The organism is Methanocorpusculum sp. GPch4, from assembly GCF_012062385.1.
In the GTDB taxonomy this organism is placed as follows: domain Archaea; phylum Halobacteriota; class Methanomicrobia; order Methanomicrobiales; family Methanocorpusculaceae; genus Methanocorpusculum; species Methanocorpusculum parvum.
The window spans coordinates 23,813-45,477 of sequence record NZ_SIJA01000079.1 but is presented as its reverse complement, the minus strand read 5'-3'; the positions used below and the strand labels follow the sequence as shown (position 1 = coordinate 45,477).

Annotated in this window: 26 protein-coding genes and 2 tRNA genes; 19 read left to right on the top strand and 9 right to left on the bottom strand. The window is 51.2% G+C overall.

Annotation, left to right across the window (positions count from 1 at the left end):
* Positions 1-41 precede the first annotated feature (41 nt).
* The 11 genes from thpR (at position 42) to dnaG (ending at position 9,108) form a co-directional block, all read left to right on the top strand.
* Entirely contained in the window at positions 42-572 is a 531-nt protein-coding gene (gene thpR / locus EYA77_RS08080) for an RNA 2',3'-cyclic phosphodiesterase (RefSeq protein WP_167816404.1), read from the top strand.
* Positions 569-1,963, top strand: a complete 1,395-nt coding sequence (cca, locus tag EYA77_RS08075) for a CCA tRNA nucleotidyltransferase (protein ID WP_167816403.1) — start codon at positions 569-571, stop codon at positions 1,961-1,963. The genes thpR and cca overlap by 4 nt, the downstream gene beginning before the upstream one ends.
* A gap of 14 nt (positions 1,964-1,977) precedes the next feature.
* A complete protein-coding gene (gene larE / locus EYA77_RS08070) occupies positions 1,978-2,715 on the top strand; it encodes an ATP-dependent sacrificial sulfur transferase LarE (protein WP_167816402.1) in 738 nt (245 codons plus the stop codon).
* Positions 2,694-3,887, top strand: coding sequence for a tRNA uracil 4-sulfurtransferase ThiI (thiI, locus tag EYA77_RS08065; protein ID WP_167816401.1), 1,194 nt, complete (start codon positions 2,694-2,696; stop codon positions 3,885-3,887). The genes larE and thiI overlap by 22 nt, the downstream gene beginning before the upstream one ends.
* A 70-nt stretch (positions 3,888-3,957) precedes the next feature.
* Positions 3,958-4,044 (top strand) — tRNA-Ser (locus tag EYA77_RS08060).
* Positions 4,045-4,102: 58 nt separating this feature from the next.
* Positions 4,103-4,339 (top strand): HypC/HybG/HupF family hydrogenase formation chaperone, encoded by a 237-nt coding sequence (locus tag EYA77_RS08055; protein ID WP_042696391.1) that lies wholly within the window; start codon positions 4,103-4,105, stop codon positions 4,337-4,339.
* Entirely contained in the window at positions 4,332-4,676 is a 345-nt protein-coding gene (locus EYA77_RS08050) for a hydrogenase maturation nickel metallochaperone HypA (protein ID WP_042696393.1), read from the top strand. The genes EYA77_RS08055 and EYA77_RS08050 overlap by 8 nt, the downstream gene beginning before the upstream one ends.
* Positions 4,673-5,698: a hydrogenase expression/formation protein HypE gene (gene hypE / locus EYA77_RS08045; RefSeq protein ID WP_167816400.1), complete on the top strand. Its 1,026-nt coding sequence runs from the start codon at positions 4,673-4,675 to the stop codon at positions 5,696-5,698. Before EYA77_RS08050 ends, hypE begins: the two co-directional genes overlap by 4 nt.
* 2 nt (positions 5,699-5,700) lie before the next feature.
* Positions 5,701-6,963 carry a dihydroorotase gene (gene pyrC / locus EYA77_RS08040; RefSeq protein WP_167816399.1) on the top strand — a complete coding sequence of 421 codons (1,263 nt, stop codon included), beginning with the start codon at positions 5,701-5,703 and terminating at the stop codon, positions 6,961-6,963.
* Between the two features lie 218 nt (positions 6,964-7,181).
* The gene (locus EYA77_RS08035; protein ID WP_167816398.1) at positions 7,182-7,703 is read left to right on the top strand and encodes a type IV pilin; all 522 of its coding nucleotides are present in this window, start codon (positions 7,182-7,184) and stop codon (positions 7,701-7,703) included.
* A 97-nt stretch (positions 7,704-7,800) separates the two neighbouring features.
* Entirely contained in the window at positions 7,801-9,108 is a 1,308-nt protein-coding gene (dnaG, locus tag EYA77_RS08030; RefSeq protein ID WP_167816397.1) for a DNA primase DnaG, read from the top strand.
* Between the two features lie 3 nt (positions 9,109-9,111).
* Here the strand turns inward: dnaG and EYA77_RS08025 are convergent, their stop codons facing one another.
* Positions 9,112-9,837 (bottom strand): glucose-6-phosphate isomerase family protein, encoded by a 726-nt coding sequence (locus tag EYA77_RS08025; protein ID WP_042696403.1) that lies wholly within the window; start codon positions 9,835-9,837, stop codon positions 9,112-9,114.
* Positions 9,838-9,930: 93 nt separating this feature from the next.
* Between EYA77_RS08025 and EYA77_RS08020 the strand changes: the two genes are divergently transcribed.
* Positions 9,931-10,623 carry a uroporphyrinogen-III synthase gene (locus tag EYA77_RS08020; RefSeq protein WP_167816396.1) on the top strand — a complete coding sequence of 231 codons (693 nt, stop codon included), beginning with the start codon at positions 9,931-9,933 and terminating at the stop codon, positions 10,621-10,623.
* A 104-nt stretch (positions 10,624-10,727) separates the two neighbouring features.
* On the opposite strand, the gene EYA77_RS08015 is transcribed toward EYA77_RS08020, so the two are convergent.
* Both EYA77_RS08015 and EYA77_RS08010 read right to left on the bottom strand, forming a co-directional pair.
* A tRNA-Gly gene (locus EYA77_RS08015) sits at positions 10,728-10,799 on the bottom strand.
* Positions 10,800-10,842: 43 nt separating this feature from the next.
* Entirely contained in the window at positions 10,843-11,763 is a 921-nt protein-coding gene (locus EYA77_RS08010) for a presenilin family intramembrane aspartyl protease PSH (RefSeq protein ID WP_052319877.1), read from the bottom strand.
* Positions 11,764-11,803: 40 nt separating this feature from the next.
* Between EYA77_RS08010 and EYA77_RS08005 the strand changes: the two genes are divergently transcribed.
* Both EYA77_RS08005 and fen read left to right on the top strand, forming a co-directional pair.
* Positions 11,804-12,118: a hypothetical protein gene (locus tag EYA77_RS08005; protein ID WP_052319878.1), complete on the top strand. Its 315-nt coding sequence runs from the start codon at positions 11,804-11,806 to the stop codon at positions 12,116-12,118.
* Positions 12,119-13,120, top strand: coding sequence for a flap endonuclease-1 (fen, locus tag EYA77_RS08000; protein WP_167816395.1), 1,002 nt, complete (start codon positions 12,119-12,121; stop codon positions 13,118-13,120). It begins immediately after the preceding gene.
* A 50-nt stretch (positions 13,121-13,170) separates the two neighbouring features.
* Here fen and rpiA read toward each other — a convergent pair whose 3' ends face one another.
* Positions 13,171-13,839: a ribose-5-phosphate isomerase RpiA gene (rpiA, locus tag EYA77_RS07995; RefSeq protein ID WP_167816394.1), complete on the bottom strand. Its 669-nt coding sequence runs from the start codon at positions 13,837-13,839 to the stop codon at positions 13,171-13,173.
* Positions 13,840-13,928: 89 nt separating this feature from the next.
* Here rpiA and EYA77_RS07990 point away from each other — a divergent pair, with 89 nt between their 5' ends.
* From EYA77_RS07990 to EYA77_RS07975, 4 genes are all read left to right on the top strand, one after another.
* The gene (locus EYA77_RS07990; RefSeq protein WP_167816393.1) at positions 13,929-15,383 is read left to right on the top strand and encodes a DHA2 family efflux MFS transporter permease subunit; all 1,455 of its coding nucleotides are present in this window, start codon (positions 13,929-13,931) and stop codon (positions 15,381-15,383) included.
* Positions 15,384-15,478: 95 nt separating this feature from the next.
* Positions 15,479-15,937, top strand: a complete 459-nt coding sequence (locus EYA77_RS07985) for a MarR family winged helix-turn-helix transcriptional regulator (RefSeq protein ID WP_209315038.1) — start codon at positions 15,479-15,481, stop codon at positions 15,935-15,937.
* The gene (locus EYA77_RS07980) at positions 15,934-16,152 is read left to right on the top strand and encodes a hypothetical protein (RefSeq protein ID WP_167816391.1); all 219 of its coding nucleotides are present in this window, start codon (positions 15,934-15,936) and stop codon (positions 16,150-16,152) included. The genes EYA77_RS07985 and EYA77_RS07980 overlap by 4 nt, the downstream gene beginning before the upstream one ends.
* A gap of 84 nt (positions 16,153-16,236) precedes the next feature.
* Positions 16,237-16,662 carry an NAD(P)H-dependent oxidoreductase gene (locus EYA77_RS07975; protein ID WP_167816390.1) on the top strand — a complete coding sequence of 142 codons (426 nt, stop codon included), beginning with the start codon at positions 16,237-16,239 and terminating at the stop codon, positions 16,660-16,662.
* A gap of 16 nt (positions 16,663-16,678) precedes the next feature.
* Here EYA77_RS07975 and EYA77_RS07970 read toward each other — a convergent pair whose 3' ends face one another.
* From EYA77_RS07970 to EYA77_RS07950, 5 genes are read right to left on the bottom strand one after another with little or no spacing between them, the layout of a single operon-like run.
* Positions 16,679-17,488 carry a sulfite exporter TauE/SafE family protein gene (locus tag EYA77_RS07970; RefSeq protein ID WP_167816389.1) on the bottom strand — a complete coding sequence of 270 codons (810 nt, stop codon included), beginning with the start codon at positions 17,486-17,488 and terminating at the stop codon, positions 16,679-16,681.
* Positions 17,489-17,492: 4 nt separating this feature from the next.
* A complete protein-coding gene (locus EYA77_RS07965) occupies positions 17,493-18,596 on the bottom strand; it encodes a TIGR04084 family radical SAM/SPASM domain-containing protein (RefSeq protein ID WP_167816388.1) in 1,104 nt (367 codons plus the stop codon).
* 2 nt (positions 18,597-18,598) lie between these two features.
* Positions 18,599-19,777 (bottom strand): O-phospho-L-seryl-tRNA:Cys-tRNA synthase, encoded by a 1,179-nt coding sequence (gene pscS, locus EYA77_RS07960; RefSeq protein ID WP_167816387.1) that lies wholly within the window; start codon positions 19,775-19,777, stop codon positions 18,599-18,601.
* Positions 19,774-19,953, bottom strand: a complete 180-nt coding sequence (locus EYA77_RS07955; protein WP_048061965.1) for a hypothetical protein — start codon at positions 19,951-19,953, stop codon at positions 19,774-19,776. Before EYA77_RS07955 ends, pscS begins: the two co-directional genes overlap by 4 nt.
* Positions 19,954-19,993: 40 nt before the next feature.
* Positions 19,994-20,731, bottom strand: coding sequence for a heparan-alpha-glucosaminide N-acetyltransferase (locus tag EYA77_RS07950; protein ID WP_167816386.1), 738 nt, complete (start codon positions 20,729-20,731; stop codon positions 19,994-19,996).
* Between the two features lie 41 nt (positions 20,732-20,772).
* Between EYA77_RS07950 and EYA77_RS07945 the strand changes: the two genes are divergently transcribed.
* Positions 20,773-21,633: a methanogenesis marker 8 protein gene (locus tag EYA77_RS07945; protein ID WP_167816385.1), complete on the top strand. Its 861-nt coding sequence runs from the start codon at positions 20,773-20,775 to the stop codon at positions 21,631-21,633.
* Positions 21,634-21,665 lie beyond the last annotated feature (32 nt).

Below are 21,665 nucleotides of genomic sequence, written 5' to 3'. Positions count from 1 at the left end.
TGTAACTATCATAATGCATGAGTGGCAAATAATCACCTAGAATGGTACGGGTATTTATAGCAGTTGAACCGGCAGAAGAGATGAGAAACAGGCTGGAAGAGGCAGGGATGTTCCTTTCGGGTTCGAATGCACGTCTGACACTGCCGACCGCAGATCAGATGCATATCACACTGAAGTTTTTGGGAGAGGTCCAGGAGAGTAAGATCCAAAACATTGCAGCCGCTCTTGAAAAGGTAAGGAGCGCCCCGTTTTCGTTGACCGCAGCGCGGGTCAGCACATTTGGCAGGCGGGTCATCAAAGCTGAAGTTACCGATCAGGGATGCTGTGCGGATATTGCAAGACAAATCGACGAATATCTGCTCCCGCTTGGGTTTCCCAAAGAAGCACGCCCGTTCACCCCCCATATCACCCTTGCCCGCATAAAAGAGTATACGCCCGATCTCGCGGATAAAACGGAGATCCTGCAGAACAGAGAGTTTGGCACATGCCAGATCGGGGAGATACTCCTGAAACAGAGCACATTAACCTCAAAAGGATCAATATATTCCACACTTGCGCGGGTGAGATTATGAGAAACACAATAGAGGAAGAGATATTACTAAACGTCCGACCGGCAGATAAGGAGCGGCGCGAAGTTCAGGAGATGGGGCAAAAACTCATCGATGCAGTGATCCGGATCGCTGGAGTGCCGGCGATGATGACGGGATCAGTTGCCCGCGGAACATGGGTCCGCGGAGATAAAGACATCGACATATTCATGCTGTTTCCAAAAACACTCTCCCGTGAGGAACTGCAGGAAAAGGGACTTGCCGCCGCATATGCAGTTGTAGAGATGTTCAAGGGATCCTCCGAAGAGAAGTATGCTGAACATCCTTACCTGAATGCCGTAATCGAGGGGTTTGATGTCGATCTGGTCCCCTGCTACCATATCGATTCGACCGCCGAGATGCAGTGCGCTGTTGACCGGACACCGTTTCATACCCGCTATCTTCTTGACCGGATCGGCGGTCTGCGTGATGATGTTCTTCTCCTGAAACAGTTCACAAAAGGCGGGGGTGTCTATGGTTCAGACCATATGACCGGCGGATTCTCCGGATACCTTTGCGAACTGCTGATTCTCGCATATGGAGGATTCACGGAACTTCTTCAGGCAGCATCGACGTTCCGTTACGGAGAGGTCATCGATATCGAGAGATTCTATCCTGATAAAAAAACGGTCAGAAAACTTTTCTCCGAACCGCTGATAGTTATTGATCCGACCGACAAAACCAGAAACGTGGCGGCGGCACTTACCCCCACGCGTTTCTCCGAGTTCGTCGAACTTGCCAGAGATTACTGCGCCAACCCGGATCCGTGTTACTTCATCCCGGATGCGCCTACTTCGATATCGAAAAACGATTTCTCAGCGACCCTGAAAAAACGCGGGACCACGATGCTTGCCGTATCCTTAAAGACACCTGCATATGTCCCGGACACCGTTGTCCCGCAGTTGAGAAAAACGATGGAATCCATCAGTAATCAGCTGGTCGGCGAAGACTTCCCCGTTCATCGGGCGGAAGTGGCAATGGGGACGGAACGCAGTCTAATCATCTTCGAACTGCTTGTTGCGACGCTTCCGGCGATCGTTCTTCGGGAAGGGCCGCCGGTCTGGGTACATAACAATGCTGACAGTTTCGTGGAAAAATATCTTCGCGAAAATGAGTACGCAGGCCCGTGGATCAGTGAGGATCGATATTACACCGAAGTCGTCCGCAAATACACATCTGCCCATGACCTTCTGGCGGATAAGCAGAAGATGCTCTCAGGATCGATCGGTAAACATGTCAGGATTTCTATGGAAGAAGGATACGAAGTACTAGTCGGCGAGGAGATCTGGTCCCCGGAGTTCACCTTCTTCCTCTCGGCATACTTTGCAAAAAGCTCACATGCAGTCAGAAAACTTCGGGTTGTTGATCAGAGATGACACTATCAGAAATCATGAAAGAAAATTCGCCCGCACTTGTCGCTCTCTCGGGCGGAACAGACAGTATGACTCTGCTCGCCGCATTCGTGAAAGAAGGACTCCCTGTTTCCGCCATCACGATCCGCTCAGAGTTCACCGCGCCCGAAGAGGTCACGCGGGCAGAGGAGTTCACACGAAAGCTCGGTGTAGAGTGGAAAGTCATCGACGTTTCGGTGTTATCCGAGGAACGTCTGTGGTTCAACCCGCCGAATCGGTGTTATATCTGCAAAAAACTCGTCATGACCACACTGCTTGAAGCCGCCAACGGCAGAACGGTCTGTGACGGGACACATGCGGATGACTCCGCAGAAGACCGGCCCGGGAGAAAAGCCCTAACAGAACTAGGCATCATCAGTCCGTTTGCATTGGCAGGGATCGGAAAAAAAGAGATTTACTCACTAGCAAAGGAACTTGGCGTCACGATAATCCCCTCATCTTCATGTCTTGCCACACGGATCCCATTCGGCGAGGAGATCACCGGAGACAACCTGAAAAAAATCGCAGAAGCCGAATTGTTCCTGCGGGAAAAAGGAGTTTCAGGAATGCTTCGGGTACGTCTTTCATCTGGGCATGCCGTTATCGAGACAGAAAAAAATGAAAGTGCCAGCGCAGAATTATACACAGATGATCTGAAGACCTTCGGGTTTTCCACAATTACATTCACGGAATACAAAACAGGAGGAGAAAACTCATGGAACAAAATACAGCAGTAATGGTTCGGATCGGAGAACTCTGGCTCAAAAGCGAGCCGGTAAAAAAACAGTTCATGCTTGCTTTGACGAGGAACATCAAAACGGCTCTGGACGCACAGAAAATCGACTACTCCATCGAGGAGTATCGGGGCCGCATCCTGATCTTCGGCGACACAAAACGGATCGCCCCGATCGTTTCAAAGATATTCGGTATCGTTGATGTCAGTATCTGCGAGACTACCACAAACCTTCCGGAGGACATGGCAAAAACCGCCCTGAAGTTTGCCGAGAAAAAACTCAAGAGCGGGATGCGGTTTGCGATCCGGGCACGACGCCAGCATGTAAGCGGATTTACGAGCCAGCAGCTTGCCGGCATGATCGCCGATGTGATATGGAAGAAGATCCCTGACTTCGTGGTCGATCTGGATGATCCGGAATATGAAATTTTTGTCGAGGCACGCGAGTATGGAGGGATCGTGTACGATGAAAGGATCCCGGGGCAGGGAGGTCTCCCCCTGGGAACAGCCGGCAAGGCAGTAGCTCTCCTCTCAGCCGGCATCGACTCCCCTGTCGCCACATGGCTCATGATGAAACGAGGCGTAGCGATGTCTGGTGTCTTCATGGACGGCGGGAGATGGGCGGGACCGGCCACGCGGGATCTCGCCATGGATAATGCCCGGATCCTTTCCACCTGGTGTCCCGGACGGGGCATTCCTCTCTGGATCGTGAACCTTGAACCGTTCTTCGATGCGATGACAACGTCATGCGAAAGGCATTATACCTGCCTCTTCTGTAAGAGATTTATGATGCGGGTGGCCGAAGGCGTAGCGAAACTGAATAAAATTGAGGGGATCGTCTCCGGAGAAAATCTCGGTCAGGTGGCTTCCCAGACCTTACAGAACATGGGCGTGATCACCGCATCGGTGAAGCTCCCGATCCTGCGCCCTCTCCTTACCTACGACAAAGAGGAGATCATAGTGATCTCCCGGCGGATCGGCACATATCACGAAAGTCCGGGCAATACCGGATGCCTTGCGGTCCCAAAAAAACCGGCAACCCGTTCCACTCAGGAGCTTATCGACTCCGAGGAGAACAAACTTGACATGGATAAATTCATCCGGGAAGCAGTTTCGTCGGCCGAACTCTGGATCGCAAAGGACGGAGAGATATTCCAGAAAATCCTCACCGAGTGAACGATCAGTTCTTCCTCTTAACAACACACAATCTATTTTTACCACAACGACTAATATCATAAGGTCCGGAGCCGAGATAGTCTAGTCCGGAAAGGCGGTGGCCTTGAAAGCCTCTGGTAGCAATACCTCGGGAGTTCAAATCTCCCTCTCGGCGCCATTTTGAATCAGTCTCTTTTCGCTTTCTTTATCACGGTTATCAACCAATATACCATTATATGTGTATTGCCGTTCCCGCAGAAATTCTTGAAATCCGCGACGGAAATGTCGCACTCGTTGATTACGGTGAACTCCAGCAGGAGGTCCGCATCGATCTTGTTGACGTGAAAGTCGGCGAGTTCGTCCTTGTACACGTTGGATTTGCTATTCAGCGGCTTTCGCGTGAGGAGGGACTGGAAACGCGGGAGCTGTTTAAAGAAGTTTATAAAGCGATGGAAGAATCCGACCATGCATGAATCCGGTATCGCCTATGATGTGTACGTAACCTCTAAGAGGGCGGCCGAGGAGAATCATGCAGTAACCGTGAAAACCATTTTTGTTGATGTCGGTTCCATGGCGATGGTAAACCCTGAGCAGGTGGAGTTCATGTTTCGCACTTTTATTTCTGACGATCCGATGTTCGCAGAAACAAAACTCGTTTTTAATACCATCCTTCCAGTTGCAGAGTGCGAATGCGGATATAAAGGACCGGAGATCTTTGTCTGCCCTAACTGCGGGAAACTGCCCCGCATGATCCAGGGAAGAGAGATCTTCGTGAAAAATCTTGAGATCGAAACAGGTGAATCATCATGAAAAAGGATACAGAAGTTAATCTGATGCACGGAGCCGGAGGAGAAGTCATGGGTGAACTTCTTCAGACGCTGACGGCATTCAAAAACAATAATGCAGGCGGGATCGGCCTTGAATCTCTGGATGACGGCTCGACCTTCACCGTCGGAGGAAAGACCGTCGTTTTAACGACCGACTCACATGTAGTGAAACCGATCTTCTTCCCCGGCGGGGACATCGGCAGGGTCGCGATCTCCGGAACGGTAAATGATCTCTCAGTCATGGGCGCGCGGCCGATCGCTCTGACATGTGCAATGATCATTGAAGAAGGATTTCCGATCGCCGATCTGGAAAAGATCGTAGCCTCCATGGACGAAACCCTGGGAGAGGTCGGCGCATCGATCATCACCGGAGACACCAAGGTTGTTGAAAAGGGGAGCCTGGATGGTATTGTTGTCAACACTGCGGGTGTCGGCGTAATTGAAGAGGGAGGATTTCTGATCCGTGACAGGAATCTAGCCGTCGGAGATAAGATCATCGTCTCGGGAACGCTTGGAGATCACGGACTTGCCATCGTATCATACAGAGAAGGCTTTGACCTCGGCGATCAGCTGAAGTCAGATGTTGCCCCCCTCTGGAAGATGATCGAAGCAGCTATGAAAGCTGCAGGTAACGGCAATATCCATGCGATGAAGGACCCGACGCGCGGAGGATTTGCGGCCTGCATCAACGAGATGGCACGCAAAGCCGGCGTGAAAGTCGTTGTGAGAGAAGATACAGTGCCTATTAGAGAGAGCGTTGCTTCCGCCGGATCACTGCTCGGCATCGACCCACTGCAGGTCGCCAATGAGGGTAAATGTGTGATGGGTGTCGCCCCGGAAGCGGCAGAACGTGTTCTTGCCGCTCTGAAAAATCACCCCTACGGGAAAAATGCAGCAGTCATCGGTGAAGTGGTCGAAGGATCCGGTGTTGTAATGCAGACACGTATCGGCGGCGAGCGGTTCATCGAACCCCCTCTCGGCGATCCCGTTCCAAGAGTCTGCTGAAGATGACCGTACTGGTTCTTTCAAACGCGCGGCTGCCCGACGGAAGGATCGCGGACATCTCGATAGATCACGGGATCATCACCCACATCGGCAGTTCCGATGCAGCAGACAGAGTGATCGACTGTAAAAATCGGCTCTGTATTCCGGCAGCCGCGGATATGCATGTTCATATGCGTGACGGAGTGCAGGCAGCAAAGGAGACCTGGAAAACAGGGACCGAAGCAGCGGCGGCGGGAGGAGTGGCAACGGTCGTTGATCAGCCAAACACCATCCCTTCGATGGAAACAGCCGAAAATTTTAGACAGAGAGCAGACCTCGCTGCAAAGAACTCTGTATGTCACTTTGGAATCAACGGATCGGTCACTGCGGATGCCGATTTTCTCGGCCTGATAGAGGCGGGCATCCTTGCATTCGGCGAGATGTTTGCCGCTCCGTCAAGCTACGGGAATGCCCTCACGCCTGATGTGATCCGGGATTCTTTGCGGATCCTTGCGGATCATGACATGCTGGTGACTGTTCACGCAGAAGAAGTGCTCCCGGGAGAAGTTCACTCTCTTGCGGAACACTCCCGTTCACGTCCTGTTCAGGGGGAAGCAGAAACTATTCGGCTTGTGCAGGATCTCGCACCGCACGGCACAAAGCTCCACATCTGTCATGTCAGCGGAACAGAAGCATTTGGCACAATCAAAGATAGTTTCGAAGTTGCCCCCCACCATCTCTTTTTGTCCTGTGAGGAGACGACAGCCGAAAACACCTTCTGGAAAATGAACCCGCCGCTCCGCACAAAAAAAGAGCGCCTCGCACTCATCCAGAACTTTGCAAAGATCCCGGTTATCGCCTCGGACCATGCCCCGCATACAATTCAGGAAAAATCACAGCCGTTTTCCCTCGCACCGTCAGGGGTTCCGGGTGTGGAAACGATGCTGCCCCTGCTGATGAACGCGGTGACAGAGCAAAAAATCACGCTGGGTCAATTGATTGGAAAAACGGTCACAAACCCATGTAGGATACTTAGGATACCTGCCCCTTCGCTCACCCCTGGAAGCCGGGCGGATCTTGCCGTCTATGCTGACACCCCGGTAAAAATATCAGGTGAATCTCTGCACAGCAGATGCGGCTGGACGCCCTACGAAGGAATGGACGGAGTTTTTCCGGTGACGACCGTGATCGGCGGGATCCCTGCATGGCACGACGGGGAGTTCACATCAGGCGGCGGGCAGATGTGGATGAATGCCGGGGCACGTCAGCTTCGCCGAAAAGAGTAAAAACCATTACAACAAATAGAGTATCCGTGCCGAAAATACCAGACATGTTTTAGGCCCCCGTACGATCTATACGCGATCGCGTGAAATGAGTTCCGGGACAACAGAACATGCCACAGGCGCCTCCTGCCAGGTCAAAGAACCGCGAGAACATGCAGCAGCATACGATGAACGGGCTCGGTTAATGGCAGGGGACATTCATCTTCTCAGCCATGAAACAAATGTCATCTAACAAAGGTGATGACGGCGTATCTCCTGTTATTGCCACGCTACTTCTTATTGCCCTTACGCTAATTATTTGTGCTATTGTTTTCGCTTGCCTAATGAATTATTGCTACACTTCATCTGGTCAATTTTCTGAAGATCCCCCTGAAATACTAGCTATCGTGTCAGTCGATCACTATAATGACAAAAAGCTAACCTTTGCCAGTAAAGTAAAACTGCGAAACATTGGAACCAAGCCCCTCGTCAATGAAAATTACTCTGCTGAAGTGTATATAAACGATGTAAAACAGTATGTCATTATCAATACACTGCAGGCCCACGATTTTATTGACACACATCATTTCGGGATAAGTACTATCTCCGGAAGCGGCCCAACTGGGTATGAATGGGAACCTGGGAATTCCGGCGATTTTGATCTTATTGATAGTATGGTCCAGCCTGGTTGCACACTCCGGATCGACATCATCAGAAAAGAGGATGGGAAAGTAATCTCGCGTTCCGTAACTCTGGTTGAGTAAAAATAAGTCTCCATGTTCCTTAAGTAGTACAAGAATAAATATATCCCGTACCTATGGATTTTTATCACATTCATTTACACATCCATGGAGGCTTTACATGTATTCAATCGACAGTATCAAATATCTCATTCATCTCCACATCGAAGCAGAGGGGGTGGTCGAAAAAACCGATGTAGTCGGAGCTATCTTCGGCCAGACCGAAGGGCTTCTTGGTGAAGACCTGGATCTCCGCGATCTGCAGAGAAGCGGAAGGATCGGCAGGATCGACGTCCAGATCACCAGCAAACATGGAAAAACAGCCGGCGAATGCTACATCGCCTCATCCCTCGACCGCGCCGAGACCGCGATATTAGCAGCAGCTTTGGAAACGATCGACCGTATCGGCCCATGTATGGCCGTGATCCGGATCCAGAACATCGAAGACCTTCGGGCAATCAAACGCCGGCAGATAGTCGAACGGGCAAAAGAACTTCTCCTCGACTCCTTCGACGAGATAGGCATATCCACATACGACATTCTTGCCGAAGTCAGACAGGCCAGCAGGATCGAAAAGATCACTGCGATCGGGCCGGAGCGGCTTCCCGCCGGACCTGCAGTTCTGGACTCCGATGCAATAATCATCGTTGAAGGCCGGGCAGACGTACTCAATCTGCTGAAGTGCGGGATCAACAACACCGTAGCGGTCGAAGGGACAAAAGTCCCGGAAACGGTCATCGACCTGTCCTATAAGAAAAACACTACCGTGTTCGTTGACGGTGACCGGGGAGGGGATCTGATTTTACGCGAACTACTTCAGGTTGCCGACATAGACTTCGTGGCATTTTCTCCGCGCAGAAGAAGTGTCGAGGACATGAGCCGCAAAGAGATCGTAAAATCCCTCAGAAACAAGGTTCCTGCATCGGTCCTTAAAGCGCACATCGAAAAGGACGAACCGATCTCTGATCTGGTCTTCGAGATCGAATCGGTCACAGGAAACGATCAGAGGACAGAGACAGTTGTACTGATCGAAGAGGACAGAAATCCAGAACCCAAAACGCCGCAGACTGAAACCCCGCTGACAATAACAGAGGAACCAACAACGGCCTCTGTCGAAAATCCGGAATCAGACATACAGAAAAAACCGGAGAACCCAAGCACGATCCGGGAACATACCGAGTATATGAAAAATACCGGCAGGACCAGAGTTCTCACAGAAGATGCCGGCGTCATTGGTGACTACTCCCCCCAGGAACTCAAGAAAATCCTGCCGAAACTGAATGATGATGCCGCAGGAATCATTGTTGACGGTTCCGTCGATCAGAAGTTCATCGATCAGGCATTTGCAAAAGGGCTGAAGTATGTCGCAGCACACGGATTTGAAGGAATTGTGCGAAGACCGGCTGGTCTTAGAATGATACCTTTCTAAAATTCAAAACCGTTTTTTGTCAGAACAGAACCGGCCGATGATATCCATATACTCCTCAGGCCGGTTCATCACATCCAGAGTATCGGTCGTGCCGACCATCTCGTAAAGACACCTTCCCTGAACAAGACCAAGCTCCGGAAGAGGCAGCGGAAGGATCACATGCATCGGGATCCGTTCACCATAATGCGGATTTGGGACCCAACCCTCTTTTTTCATATAATAATAGGCTGCTCCGTGCATCTCATTGATCTCGCCGTACTCACTGGAAAAGTCCGTAGATACCAGATTTGCCATGATCAGATCCTCACGGCCCGGATTGATGGTCACATGCCCGTATCCGGGGGGAATGAGGACGAGGTCTCCTGTGTGGGCCGGAACGAGTATGACATCGGTATGATCGCGTTTTTGTAAAAGGTAGTACGCAAACCCGGACAATACCTCATACACCTCAGGATACGGCACTCCTGCAGCGTTTGAGGGATGATAATGTCCTTTGGTTTTAGTGTATTCGCCGTTAATGATTCCCGGCGGAATTTTTGTGATATCGTATCTGAGATGGTGACGTTCAAGCCAGGTATGGTCGCCATGTGTCTGATAAAGATCCCTGTACATATAATAGAGAGGTGCAGCCGGATCACGATTCGACGGTCTTGTGGCAAACACATTCTCCATATCCCCCACGCTTCGGACAGAGGGGGCGGGAAGGGATCCTGACCAGAACATTTTCATGAAATAATAGTATGCGGTTCCTGATATAAGGACATGAGTATTTTGCGAACCGAACGGAGATACTTTTTATCAAGAAAGAACAATGGTATATCCATGCAGATCGCGATCACCCGCCTCGCAGAAAAAGGTACAGCCGATCAGACATTGTGCGAAAGATACGGCCATTCAGCCAGAATAATCTCACCGCTGAAGGCCGAACTGAAAGCAAGCCTTGTCCAGACCTTTGTTCTCGCGGCAAACGACGGAGAGTTCGATGCGATATTTTTCACAAGCGCATATCCGGCAAAATACATTGGTATGCATCTGGACCGGAATATCACGAAAAAATGCCGGGTCATAGCAATCGGACCGCAGACCGCAAAGATCCTGCACGATCAGGGGATCCCGGCGGAGACTCTCCCGACTTTTTATTCGCGGGACTTCGTGCCGTATCTGGGCGAGTGGATCGAGGGAAAGCGGATCGGCATTCCGCGGGCGGATGTGCCAAACCCGGAACTGATTCAGGCCATAGAACAGGCAGGCGGAATGGCCTTTGAGTACCGGTGTTACGGACTTGTTCCGACCGGCGAGATGCTTGATCTTAACGGAGCGGAGAGTGTACTGTTTACAAGCGCAAACTCCTTCTCACAAGCAAATCTGCCGGATCTTTCAGGGATCCTGCCGATCGCGATAGGAGATATCACGGCAAAACGCATGCAGGAGGGAGGAGTCGACCCGATAGTTGTTGGCGACGGATCACTTGAAGGAACGCTGAAAGCCCTGAACGAATATCTGAAAACACAATAACAGAATACACTCCTCTTTTTCCCTGTCATCGACAGGACGGATAATATTCCGGCTGATGAACTGACTAAGCAGGAAATGACAGAGAAAAACTCAAAAAGAAAAGATGCATCGACCGGGACTCGAACCCGAGTTTAGGCGTTGGCAACGCCTAGTGATAACCACTACACTATCGATGCTAGTGTGCCCTATTCTATTACATAAATTCGTATAAAAAGATTTCTACCAGACAAGCCAGTCCCAGGAACCGGCAATAAGGCAGCAGAGGAAGAAACCGATGATCGCACATCCATTGATCAGCGGAAGGCCAGGTTGAGGTTTGCCGGTGTTTACCGGGATCATCAGGATCAAAAGACCGACAATTCCGCCAATAAGTGCCCCTAATGCCGGCAAATATATGCCGAAAACCGACATGACGCCCTCACCTCCGGCAAACACCTGGGCCGAGACCACGAGTATTGCCGGCATGATCACATCCCCCATACCGATCATATACGCGCCGCGTTCCCCTTTCTCGTTGCGAATCGAAAAACCGCTCTTCCGATACGAGTAGCCTTTCGTCTTCGGAACAAGAAACATGATCGGCATCTTCTGACGAAGCACGCCGTCGGCAAGCGTGAGCATGTGTTTGGACCGTTTTACCGCAATAAAATCATAGACCATCAGCAGAACAAGAAGAACGAGAACCGGCAGGAGAGAGAGAGAGACGCCAAAGATCACCGCACACCCTGCTGCCACCAGGATCCCTGCTGTGTTGATCACATACCACTCCGGATAGAACCAAAGCAGAGCAATGACCCCGATACCGCAGATCACGCCGCCCGCATCGGCCAGTACACCCAGTCCAGCCTGGTGCAGAAGAGCCATAACCACATAATAAATCACCGCAGCCAGGGAAAAGCCAATGATGACGCTGATCACCTGCTGTGCTTTCCATTTGATGAGGATCAGCAGAACGGCTGTAATCACCAGCATTGCAAAAATGAACAAAAATGCATTCAGGATCGAATCAGGATCCTCAAATGCGCCAAGACCGGCCGCCTTCACCGGACCGATCAGAAGGATCGCAAGGAGACTGGTCACCGCCATCATCAGAATCAGACCGGCATAAGATGCCGCTGAACGCAGATTAAATTCGCTCATATATAGGTAAGTTAATATTACACCTCACCTTAGTTAAACTATGAATGTTCGCGACATCATTCCGGAGATACTGCTCATCCTGCTGATGGCGGTATCCGCGATCGTGGTTGTCAGCAGATTATGGCAGGATGCCATTATTTCCGTCGGAATTCTGCTGCTTATACTTGCATTCGGCGGGCTTATCCTGCAGGTCCTCATACGTCTCCGCCGGCTGGAGGAACAGGCGATCCAGCGTGAGCGCATGCTGAGAAGCAATCTGGAGGATCTTGGCAGACAGCTCATCGCCAAACAGGATCTTACCTCACAGACGGTGATCGAGGCGGTCGAAAGTATCAAGATGCGGATGTACCGTTAGATGGGTGTTGCCCTCCGGCCGCTTCTTGCGGAGTATAAAGAAACGCCCGGATGGGAAGGGCTCGGCGGTGTTGCGGCGGTCGACGCCTTCAACGCACTCTATCAGTTTCTTTCAGGAATACGTCAGGCAGACGGAGCTCCCCTCATGGACGGGGAGGGGCGCATCACCTCCCATCTAAGCGGTCTTCTCTTTCGAAACGCGAACCTGATCGAGAAGAATATCACTCCAGTATATGTTTTTGACGGAAAGCCGCCGGCATTCAAATCATCGACGCTGGCGAAGCGCCGTGAAGTCAGGGAACATGCCGCGGACTCGTGGGAAAAGGCACTGAAAGAAGGAGATGAGGAGAGCGCGAGAAAATATGCGATGGCATCTTCAAAGGTCGATGCCTTTGTCATCGATTCGGCAAAGGAATTACTTTCCGCTCTGGGAATAGCCTGGGTCCAGGCACCTGAGGAAGGGGAAGCCCAGTCTTCGTATATGGCGCAGCAGAGAGACGTGACCTATGCAGTATCACAGGATTATGACTCGCTGCTGTTTGGAGCGCCGGAGTTGGTTCGAAACATCACAGTATCCGGAAAAAAACGTTTCCGCGGAAAGGTTCTTTCGGTGTATCCCGAGCGGCTGAATCTGGAGGCTGTGCTTACAGGATTATCTCTCACTCGTGAGGAGCTTGTCCAGACCGCGCTGCTGATCGGGACGGATTACAACAGCGGAGTGCCGGGCGTAGGACCGAAGACCGCGGTGAAGATCGTCAGAGAGGGTACATTCTATGACAGGATCGGCGAATCCGAAAATGCCGCAGACCCGGACCAGCTGATACACTACTTCCTCGACCCGCCGGTTGAGACATCATACAATATCGAAAACAGATCACCGGATCCGGACCGGGTCATCGATCTGCTTTGCGGAAAGCACGGTTTTACTCAGGAGAGGGTGGAGGCGGGACTGGAAAGATTCGGTGCGAAAAAGGGGCAGGCCACGCTGGATGCGTGGTTCTGATCACGTTTTTTCAACGGAATTAATTTCAAAAAAAGAGTGTGAAAAAAGGATCAGGCGCTTTTTCCGACGATGACGATCGTCTTTTCCGTCATCTTTGCAAAGACGCCGTTCTCCAGCACACCCGGGATCGAATTGATTGCAGACTCGAGCAGAGCAGGATCGCCCACTTTCCCGAATGCACAGTCGAATATGTAATTCCCGTTGTCGGAAATGACAGGACCGTCCTTTTTTACGCCGTTACGCATAACAGGCTCGCCCCCAAGCTCAACGAGTTTCTTACAGACACTCCCATAAGCAAAAGGCAGGATCTCTATTGGAACCGCGGCATCAAGAACAGGCACCTCTTTTGCCGAATCGATCACTACGACAAACTGCTTTGCCGCATCAGCCACGATCTTTTCTCTGAGATGCGCCGCACCGCGTCCTTTGATCATCTGCTTTGAGGGAGTTACCTGATCCGCTCCATCGATGGCGATATCCAGTACCGGATGAAGAGAGAGGGTCGTCAGAGGAATCCCGTATTCCTCGGCACGCATCGCGGTCTGATGAGACGTCGGGACCCCGAGGATCGAGAGACCCTCGGTTTTTATCCGTTCACCCAGACGTTCCATCGCGAAAAATACCGTCGAGCCGGTTCCTAGCCCCACGATCATCCCGTCCTTAACCATATCAGCCGCACGATGCCCGGCATTTTTTTTTGCTTGCGCTACAAGATCCATTATGCACACAAATATGCCTGACATCCTAATAATGACTTTGGATACGCACTTCTCTGAACTCTTTATTAGGGGAAAAACCATTACTGTCTATGAAAGATGCTCTTCCATCCGGAAAAACGCTGATACTCATACTCATCTCGGCATCTCTTGCCGCATTCATGTCATCCCTTGACGGAACGATCGTCAATATCGCTCTCCCAAGTATCGCTGAAGCATTCAGCCTCACCACATCATCGGTTGCCTGGGTAAGCACCATCTATCTTCTTGTCATTGCCGGACTTTTGCTGATCGTCGGCAAACTTACCGACACTATCGGGCTTAAAAAAATATTTCTGGCAGGATTTTCCATCTTTGTGATCGGATCTTTTTCCTGCGGATTTTTTCCGGAACTTTTAAACTCTTTTCACATCCTTCTGATCTCAAGGATCGTTCAGGCGATCGGCGGCGTGATGATGATGGTAGTGGCCCCGGCGATGCTTTCCCGATTCATGCCTGGAGAACGGCGGGCAAAAGGCCTCTCGCTTGTGATGCTCTTTGCCGCCGTCGGCATGGCGCTTGGCCCGACCCTGGGAGGATATCTCACCGAATATCTTTCCTGGAACTGGATCTTCTACATCAATGTCCCGGTCGGGATCATCGCAGTCGTCCTTGGACTGTTCGTGATTCCAAAGACTGAGGCAAAATCATGTTCGCTCAAAAAATTCGACACGGCCGGGGCAGTTCTTATTTTTGTCGGCCTTGCGGCGCTGCTCTTCGCCTTCTCGGAAGGATTCTCCCTTGGCTGGACCTCAGCTCTGATCATCATTTCACTGCTCCTTGCCGTATTCTGTATCGGAGGTTTCATTTTCCGGGAGCGGCACTACGAAAACCCGCTGATCGACCTGGGCATGTTCAAAAGCAGATCGTTTGTTATCGTGAACATGATCCTGGCGCTGCTCTTTTTCACGTTTGCCGGAGCGAACTATATGCTCCCGTTCTATCTTGAGTACGTGCACGGATTTTCGACCTCGAACGCAGGACTGATCCTGACGACGATGTCGGTCGGGATGATGGTCACCGGAGTTGTTTCCGGGCAGATCTACTGCAGACTTGTTGGAAAGATCAAGTATATGGTCATGGCCGGAGTCGTTCTGATCGGCTCCGGATATTATCTGCTCACGCATCTGAGCCCAGTCACCGGATTAGGCGTCATCATCACCGCACTTTCGCTGATAGGTCTCGGCCTTGGCCTTACGACGACACCACTTACAACACTGATCATGGGAGCCGTGCCTGCATCGAAACAGGGAATGATATCAGGTCTGACAGGACTGGAGCGTTACGCCCCCATGACGATCGGCGTGGCAGTCTACAACCTGATTTTGATCGTCGGGATCGTCACGCTCATAAGAAATTCAGGTATCACGGAGATGCCGCCGGCACAGATCAGCGCATCGATCCTCGCACTCGGTTTTGACATGGCGTTTGTCGTCTCGGTGATCCTGGCGGCAGGGATCCTGATCCTCTGTTTCTTTATCAAAGAAGAACAGGCAGAAGAGGAATAATTCTTTTTTTTCAAACATAGATGAATAGTTGCAAATGCAACCATAACATGATAATGCAGCAAAATCCGTTAGAGAGAGGTATCGGCCACAACATTATGGCATTTGACAAATATTTCAGAGTGTATCTGAAAAATTGCCTTAATGATTATGATCTCAATATCGCCGAAGGAATGGTTCTTCTCTCAGTCCGGGAAAAGGAGAGGGAAAACGAGGGAGAGAATATCGACAGAATCCTGACCAGTGAACCGGAAACAACCCAGGATCAACTGGTACAAGAACTGCATTACGACAAAAGCGTTATGACCCGGACGATGCAGTCTCTTGAAGCCAAAGCGTATGTTATCCGGGCAGTAAACCCAAAGGACAGCAGATCGTTTGTGTTTAGTTTGACAGAAGCGGGGTCGGCATTCAAAGCAGTGCTGATGACTATCATGACAGAATGGAACGCCGAAGTGCTGGATGGATTCACACCAAAGGAGATCGATTTGATGAATGATATGCTTGCACGACTTGCACAAAATGCCAAGACCGCATGTAACCGGGAGAGAGAATGAACAAAAAAACCATCTTCGCAAAAAAAGCCGGCAAAGGTCTTGCAGCATATCTGACCGACTGGAAAAATCTGCTGGCGCACGCCCTTCTTGGATGCATTCTGCTTCTTATTGCGATTATTGCGCCGATCCACCTCTGGGCAAAACTAGGTCTGATCATCTGTCTGGTAATGCTGAATATAATCCGTATGAGATGGGCAAAGGCACGGAAAAACTAAATAATGCGGAATTTGATCCGTATCCGCAATTACCTTTATGTATAAATACGGTGATGTAGTTAGTAACCAGAGGGTGAAATTATCATGAAATACGTTGTGATTTACTTTACACGAAGCGGAACAAGCAGAAAAATTGCAGAAAAAATCGCAAAAAAACTCTCAGTTGAACCGATCGAGGTGACCGACAACATGGACTGGGATGGGGCGCTGGGTTATATGCGTGCTGCAAAACACGCCATGAAAAATGGTGCTGTTGCGATTCAGATTCACGGTCAAATCGGGGAAGCAGACGAGTATGTCGTCGTGAGCCCGATGTGGTGCGGAAAAATCACGCCGGCGATCAGAAAACTGCTGGACGAAGTTCCAAAAGAAAAAGTGCATCTGATCGTCTCATCGGGCGGCATGAATTTAAAAGAGCGGGACGGGTATATGTCGGTTTTGGACATCATGAAAAGCAAACATAACGAGGATCAGCTGATCGAAGAATTCGTCGGCAGCTTATCCGCATAATCAATCATCTCAATATTTATCCGGAAATCAGCATCTGGAAAGCGATCACCAGCATAAGGATGAAAAATATCCGGCGAAGCCAGACATCCGGTACATGCCCTGAGATCCTGACGGCAAATATTACCATCGGTATCGCCGTGATGACGAGGATTGCCCACATCATGACGTCGATATAGCCGAAGAGATAAAATCCATATGAGGACAGATCAGCTCCCGCAGAAAAACCATTGATCAGATAAGAGAGGATACCGCCAAGCGTGATAAAAACGATCGCTGCTGAGGAGGTGGCCGCAGCTTTTTTCATGCTGAACTTCCCCAGAAGCACCATCAGCGGCACGAGGACGGTTCCCCCTCCAATACCCAGAAGGCCGGACAGGAATCCAGCGGCACCTCCGATACCTCCCGCCAGGGGAGCGGCCATTCTCTCACCCGTTCCTGATGGGAGACAGGTCACCAGCCGGATCGCGCCTATGATCAGCATCACGCCAAAAAGGATCGTCAGGATCTGAACCGGGAGATAGGTGGCAGCCGTGCCGCCGATAAATCCGGTCAGAATACCGCACACCCCCATAATCAGCGCATCGCGCCATACAACGTTCCCCTTTCGTGTATGACCGGCAGCCCCGGTCAATACAGTTGGAAATGCCGCTGCAAGACTGGTGCCAAACGCCACGAGAATCGCGATATCCCCCGGTACTCCCGAACCAAGAAGGACGAAAAACATCACCGGCGCATACAAAAAACCCCCGCCGACTCCCAAAAGACCGGACATGAACCCGGCAAGAAGGCCGGTCCCGATCAAAATACAGATGAAGATTGGGTCCATGATGTCAGGGTATTATCTCGCAGCCGTTATACCGCGTGTGGGCAAATGCATCCATCGTCAGTCTGCCTTCATCCAGCATTCTCTGGATACCGGGCAGATTTTCGACCAAAGCGTCATGCAGATTCCTGATAGTGCCGCAGACGAGCCGGTACTCATCACACCACGGTCTGACGATGTTTGAGTAAAGACACCGTCCTCCGCAGAATCCGTAGATGTCGCAGGAAAGACATGGTTCCTGAATAGGGATCTCAGGAAGGTTGAGCGGATCGGCATCCCTGATATCGCCTGCATAATAATCCGCCATTCCGACCATGATCGGACAGGGGGCTATCCGTCCGTTGGTCATTATGCTGTAGTTTGCATACCCAGAGCCGCACCTGAGTTTTGAAGATCGGCCGAGCAGAAGGTCCTCGGTCGTCGAAAGAAACGGATACCATTTGGGAACAACACCCGTCGAACCGATCCGGGAAACCCATTCGTCAGCGAGCCGGCGGATACCGGTATTGTACCCTTCGCTCCAAGCGGCAAACTTCCTGTGGGAAAAATCCCCGGTGAAATCCGCATCCATCTGCCAGTGGATCGAGCTGAAATGTTCTGCAAGATGGGTCACGGAAGAAAAAATATCCGTGTCTTCGGCAACCGTCATTCTGGCAATCAGCTCGCCGGGATAACCGTTCGCACGGATGAGATCTGCGGTGCCAAGCACAAGATCATACATTCCTTCCCCCCGGTGTCTGTCGGTCAGATCCCGGTCCCCGTCGATGGAGATAAGGATCGTCTCAAACCGGTTTGTGTATTCAGGGGGGAGTTTGCCAAGAAGGGTCCCGTTCGTCTGGAGCATGAACCGTTTCACCGGCGCATGGTCCATGATCTCCATAACCAGATCGGAGCGGATGAGCGGTTCGCCGCCGATGAACGTGAGGACGGCCTCCGGATCCTTCGCAAGAAATGCATAGAGTTCCGTCAATGGAAAAGCCAGATTTTCACATATCGTTTCATCGATCGTTCCCGGAGAGTGACCCGCTGGGTCTTCCTCTTCAAACATCTTTCCCCTGCAGTACGAACAGCAGAGATTGCAGTCATCGGTCACGATCAGATGGAAGAACATACTTAGTTAATGGTCAGACCATTCGTTTCGGCGATCTCAAGATATGCATCTGCCACATATTCGGCCTGTTTTCTGGTCATGCCGTAGGTATTGATCTTCCATACTTTCGTTGCTCCGGGAATGATGCCGGTGATCCCTTTTTTGGAAAGAGCGCTGGAGAGGAAGAAACCCCGCTTCTTGTGGGTCTGCGCGACCTGATCAAAGGAACCGGTGGTGTCCACGCGTGTCAGGGTGTGTTTTCTCGGATACTCGGAAAGGATCTTCGTTCCGTCTATCGATCTGAGAGCCTCGACTACGATCTTACTGTTGGCAAGCTCCTCGTCAAAGTGTTCGACACGGGCTTTTACTGCCGGGAACGAGGCAAGAAGTCCGACGATCGGAGCACCCATTAAGGAGCAGCCGAGAATGCCAACCTCTTTGATACCGAATTTCCGTCCGGTGATGTCGCCTTCCATCTGTGTCGTGCGGAAGACCTCATCGGCCCGCTCCTCGGTTGCGGCAAGAATTCCCGAAGGAGCCGGAGCAGCCATGCTTTTGTGACCCGACCCAACGATGAAGTCGACCCCGAGCTCTTTCCCGTTCACCGGCATGATGCCCACAGTGTAGACTCCATTGCAGAGGACAGGGATATCATACTGATGAGCGACCTTTGCGATGCCTTTTACATCATGCATGTTGCCGAACTGATAATCCACATGATCGATATAGAGCAGCTTTGGGGCAGTTCCAAACTCACGAACAACATCCTCGATCCGGTTCGCGGTTTCCTCAGCGGTGATATGATTGTCGGCAGTTTTGGGGATCTCGCGAACGATTCCTTTCTGAAGTTCGACGGACAGATACGAAGTATAGTGGGCAAGCGCACCGATCAGAACAGGATCGCCTTTTTCCACATACGTACCGGCAACCTGCTGGAATCCGCGGCGTGCTCCGGGGATCGTGCGTGCCTGGGCCATCCCAAGCCACTCGGCAACATCCACATGGAAATCCTTGAGCGGCGGTTTTTCGATATAATCCAGGCGGAACGGTTTTCTGCAGTTGTCACAGACCGAGTAACCATCTCCCCAGGCAATCATCGCCTTCATCGCTTCAGGAGTAAGACGGCCTCCAACCTGGATAGGATCCAGATTGATGGATGTCTCATCGACCATGCGTGCATCGATATTATCACAGCATTTCATAAGAGTTCCTCTCTAAGTATGGATATCTGTTTCTCCACCGATGCGAGGGCCTTTGCGGTTTTTGCCTTCTGGTCCTCGTCAAGGGAATGATCCGGGGCAGTAGTCCGGAGAATGGCTCTGATATCCGTTAGGGAGAACAAAGCCTGAAATACTGCATCTGCGGCTCGCTGTGACATGATGCTATGTACGTCTACTCCTGGACAAAAGAAAATATCGTTACAGACTAACGAGACCAAGGAGGAAGAGGACCCCTATGATGACCGGGACATGGACGAGATAGATGATCAGCGTGTGGCGGCCAATGAAACAGAGCGGGGCAAATCCCCGCGGCATCTCGCCAAGCCGGGTGAGGATCCCATGCCGAATGCCGTCTTTATATACTACCGATCCGAGTGCCACGCCGAGAAGAACGACCCCGAACCAGGGGATGAGCGGCTCATAATCCAGAGTTGCAAATCCATTGTAGGTGATACCAAACGGGATCAAAAAGGCAGGCCCCCGAAGCAGCGAGACGATCGGAGAAAGGGCGATACATATTATGCCGAATACAAGCGGGATGTATGGTTTGACTTTCATCACCACAAACGGTATGGTAAGAATCGTGGAAACGCCAAGGAGATGCAAAATGCCGAAAACGACCGTTTCCGCAGGATAGACGAGCCAGGTCACTATCGTAATGACGGCAGCAAAACAGAGGAGATAGAGACCGCGGAAAAAGAGTTTCTTCGCCGAACGGACAGGGGCGGTCTCGCGGCCGGTAGAGAGAACGAGGGAGACGCCGGCGATCACTACAAAGAGAAATGCGATCGGCGCACCCGACATGGTATACGGATCGAACCAGGGGGCAAGCCCGGTCTTAAAGAAGTACAGACAGAAGAGGATATGATACAGGATCATAAGAATGAGGGCAACTCCGCGTGCCGCATCCAGTTCAAAGTAGCGTGACCCTCTCATTGGATTTATGTTGATTCGGATATCATATCTATCCATCGGAAATGAAAGACGAACATATTATCGAGGCAGTCGGGATGACGCGGGTCGTCATAAGGAACGGAGAGGTCGTGGAAGTAGGAGAGCCGGAGGTTCGGTTCTGTCCGCTTGCAAAACGGTTTGCAACACCAGTTGACCCGATCACGAAGGAATCTGTGCAGAAAAACATCGAGTCGCGGATCAAAAACTTCGGGATGTGTACAAACGATCGTCAGGTTCTTGACAAGGAAACCTTCGTTCTCTTCGGCGCATCTGAGCTGATGAGCACGGGTCTAAGGACGAAGACGCTGGATGCGGCAGTCATCTGCGCAGACGGAGCCGGTACGGTGATCGTTCGGACACCGGACCTTGTCCAGGGTCTCGGCGGAAGGATGTCGGGACTCGTCTCGACGACTCCGTATCCGGAAGTTATCAAAAAAATCGAGGAAGCAGGCGGTATCGTGATCGATAAAGAGACCGCGAAACTTGACGTACTCTCCGGACTTGCACGGGCAAAAACTGAAGGCTGGACGAAAACGGCAGTTACGATTGCAGGATTTCAGCATGAACTCGCAGAGGAGATCCGCACAAAATATCCGAATGCACTGATCATCGCCGTTCACACGTCCGGCGTCAAAAGCGCAGAGAATGCAGAGAGACTGGTTGCCGCATCGGATCTGGTCTTTGCCTGTGCATCAAAATATGTCCGTGCCGCCGTGTCCAAAGCATTGGTACAAGGAGGGGTGGGTGTACCGGTGTATGCAGTGAGCCAGGCAGGAAAACGCCTGATCATGGAAAGACTGAGCGAAACAGATCAGCAGATCCTGGTGAAAAACACCAAACTGCCGGTCGAGGATATGAGTAAACAGCCGGAACCCTTAGTCTAATTTTTTGCCAGCAAATATCCGATTCAGCCTTC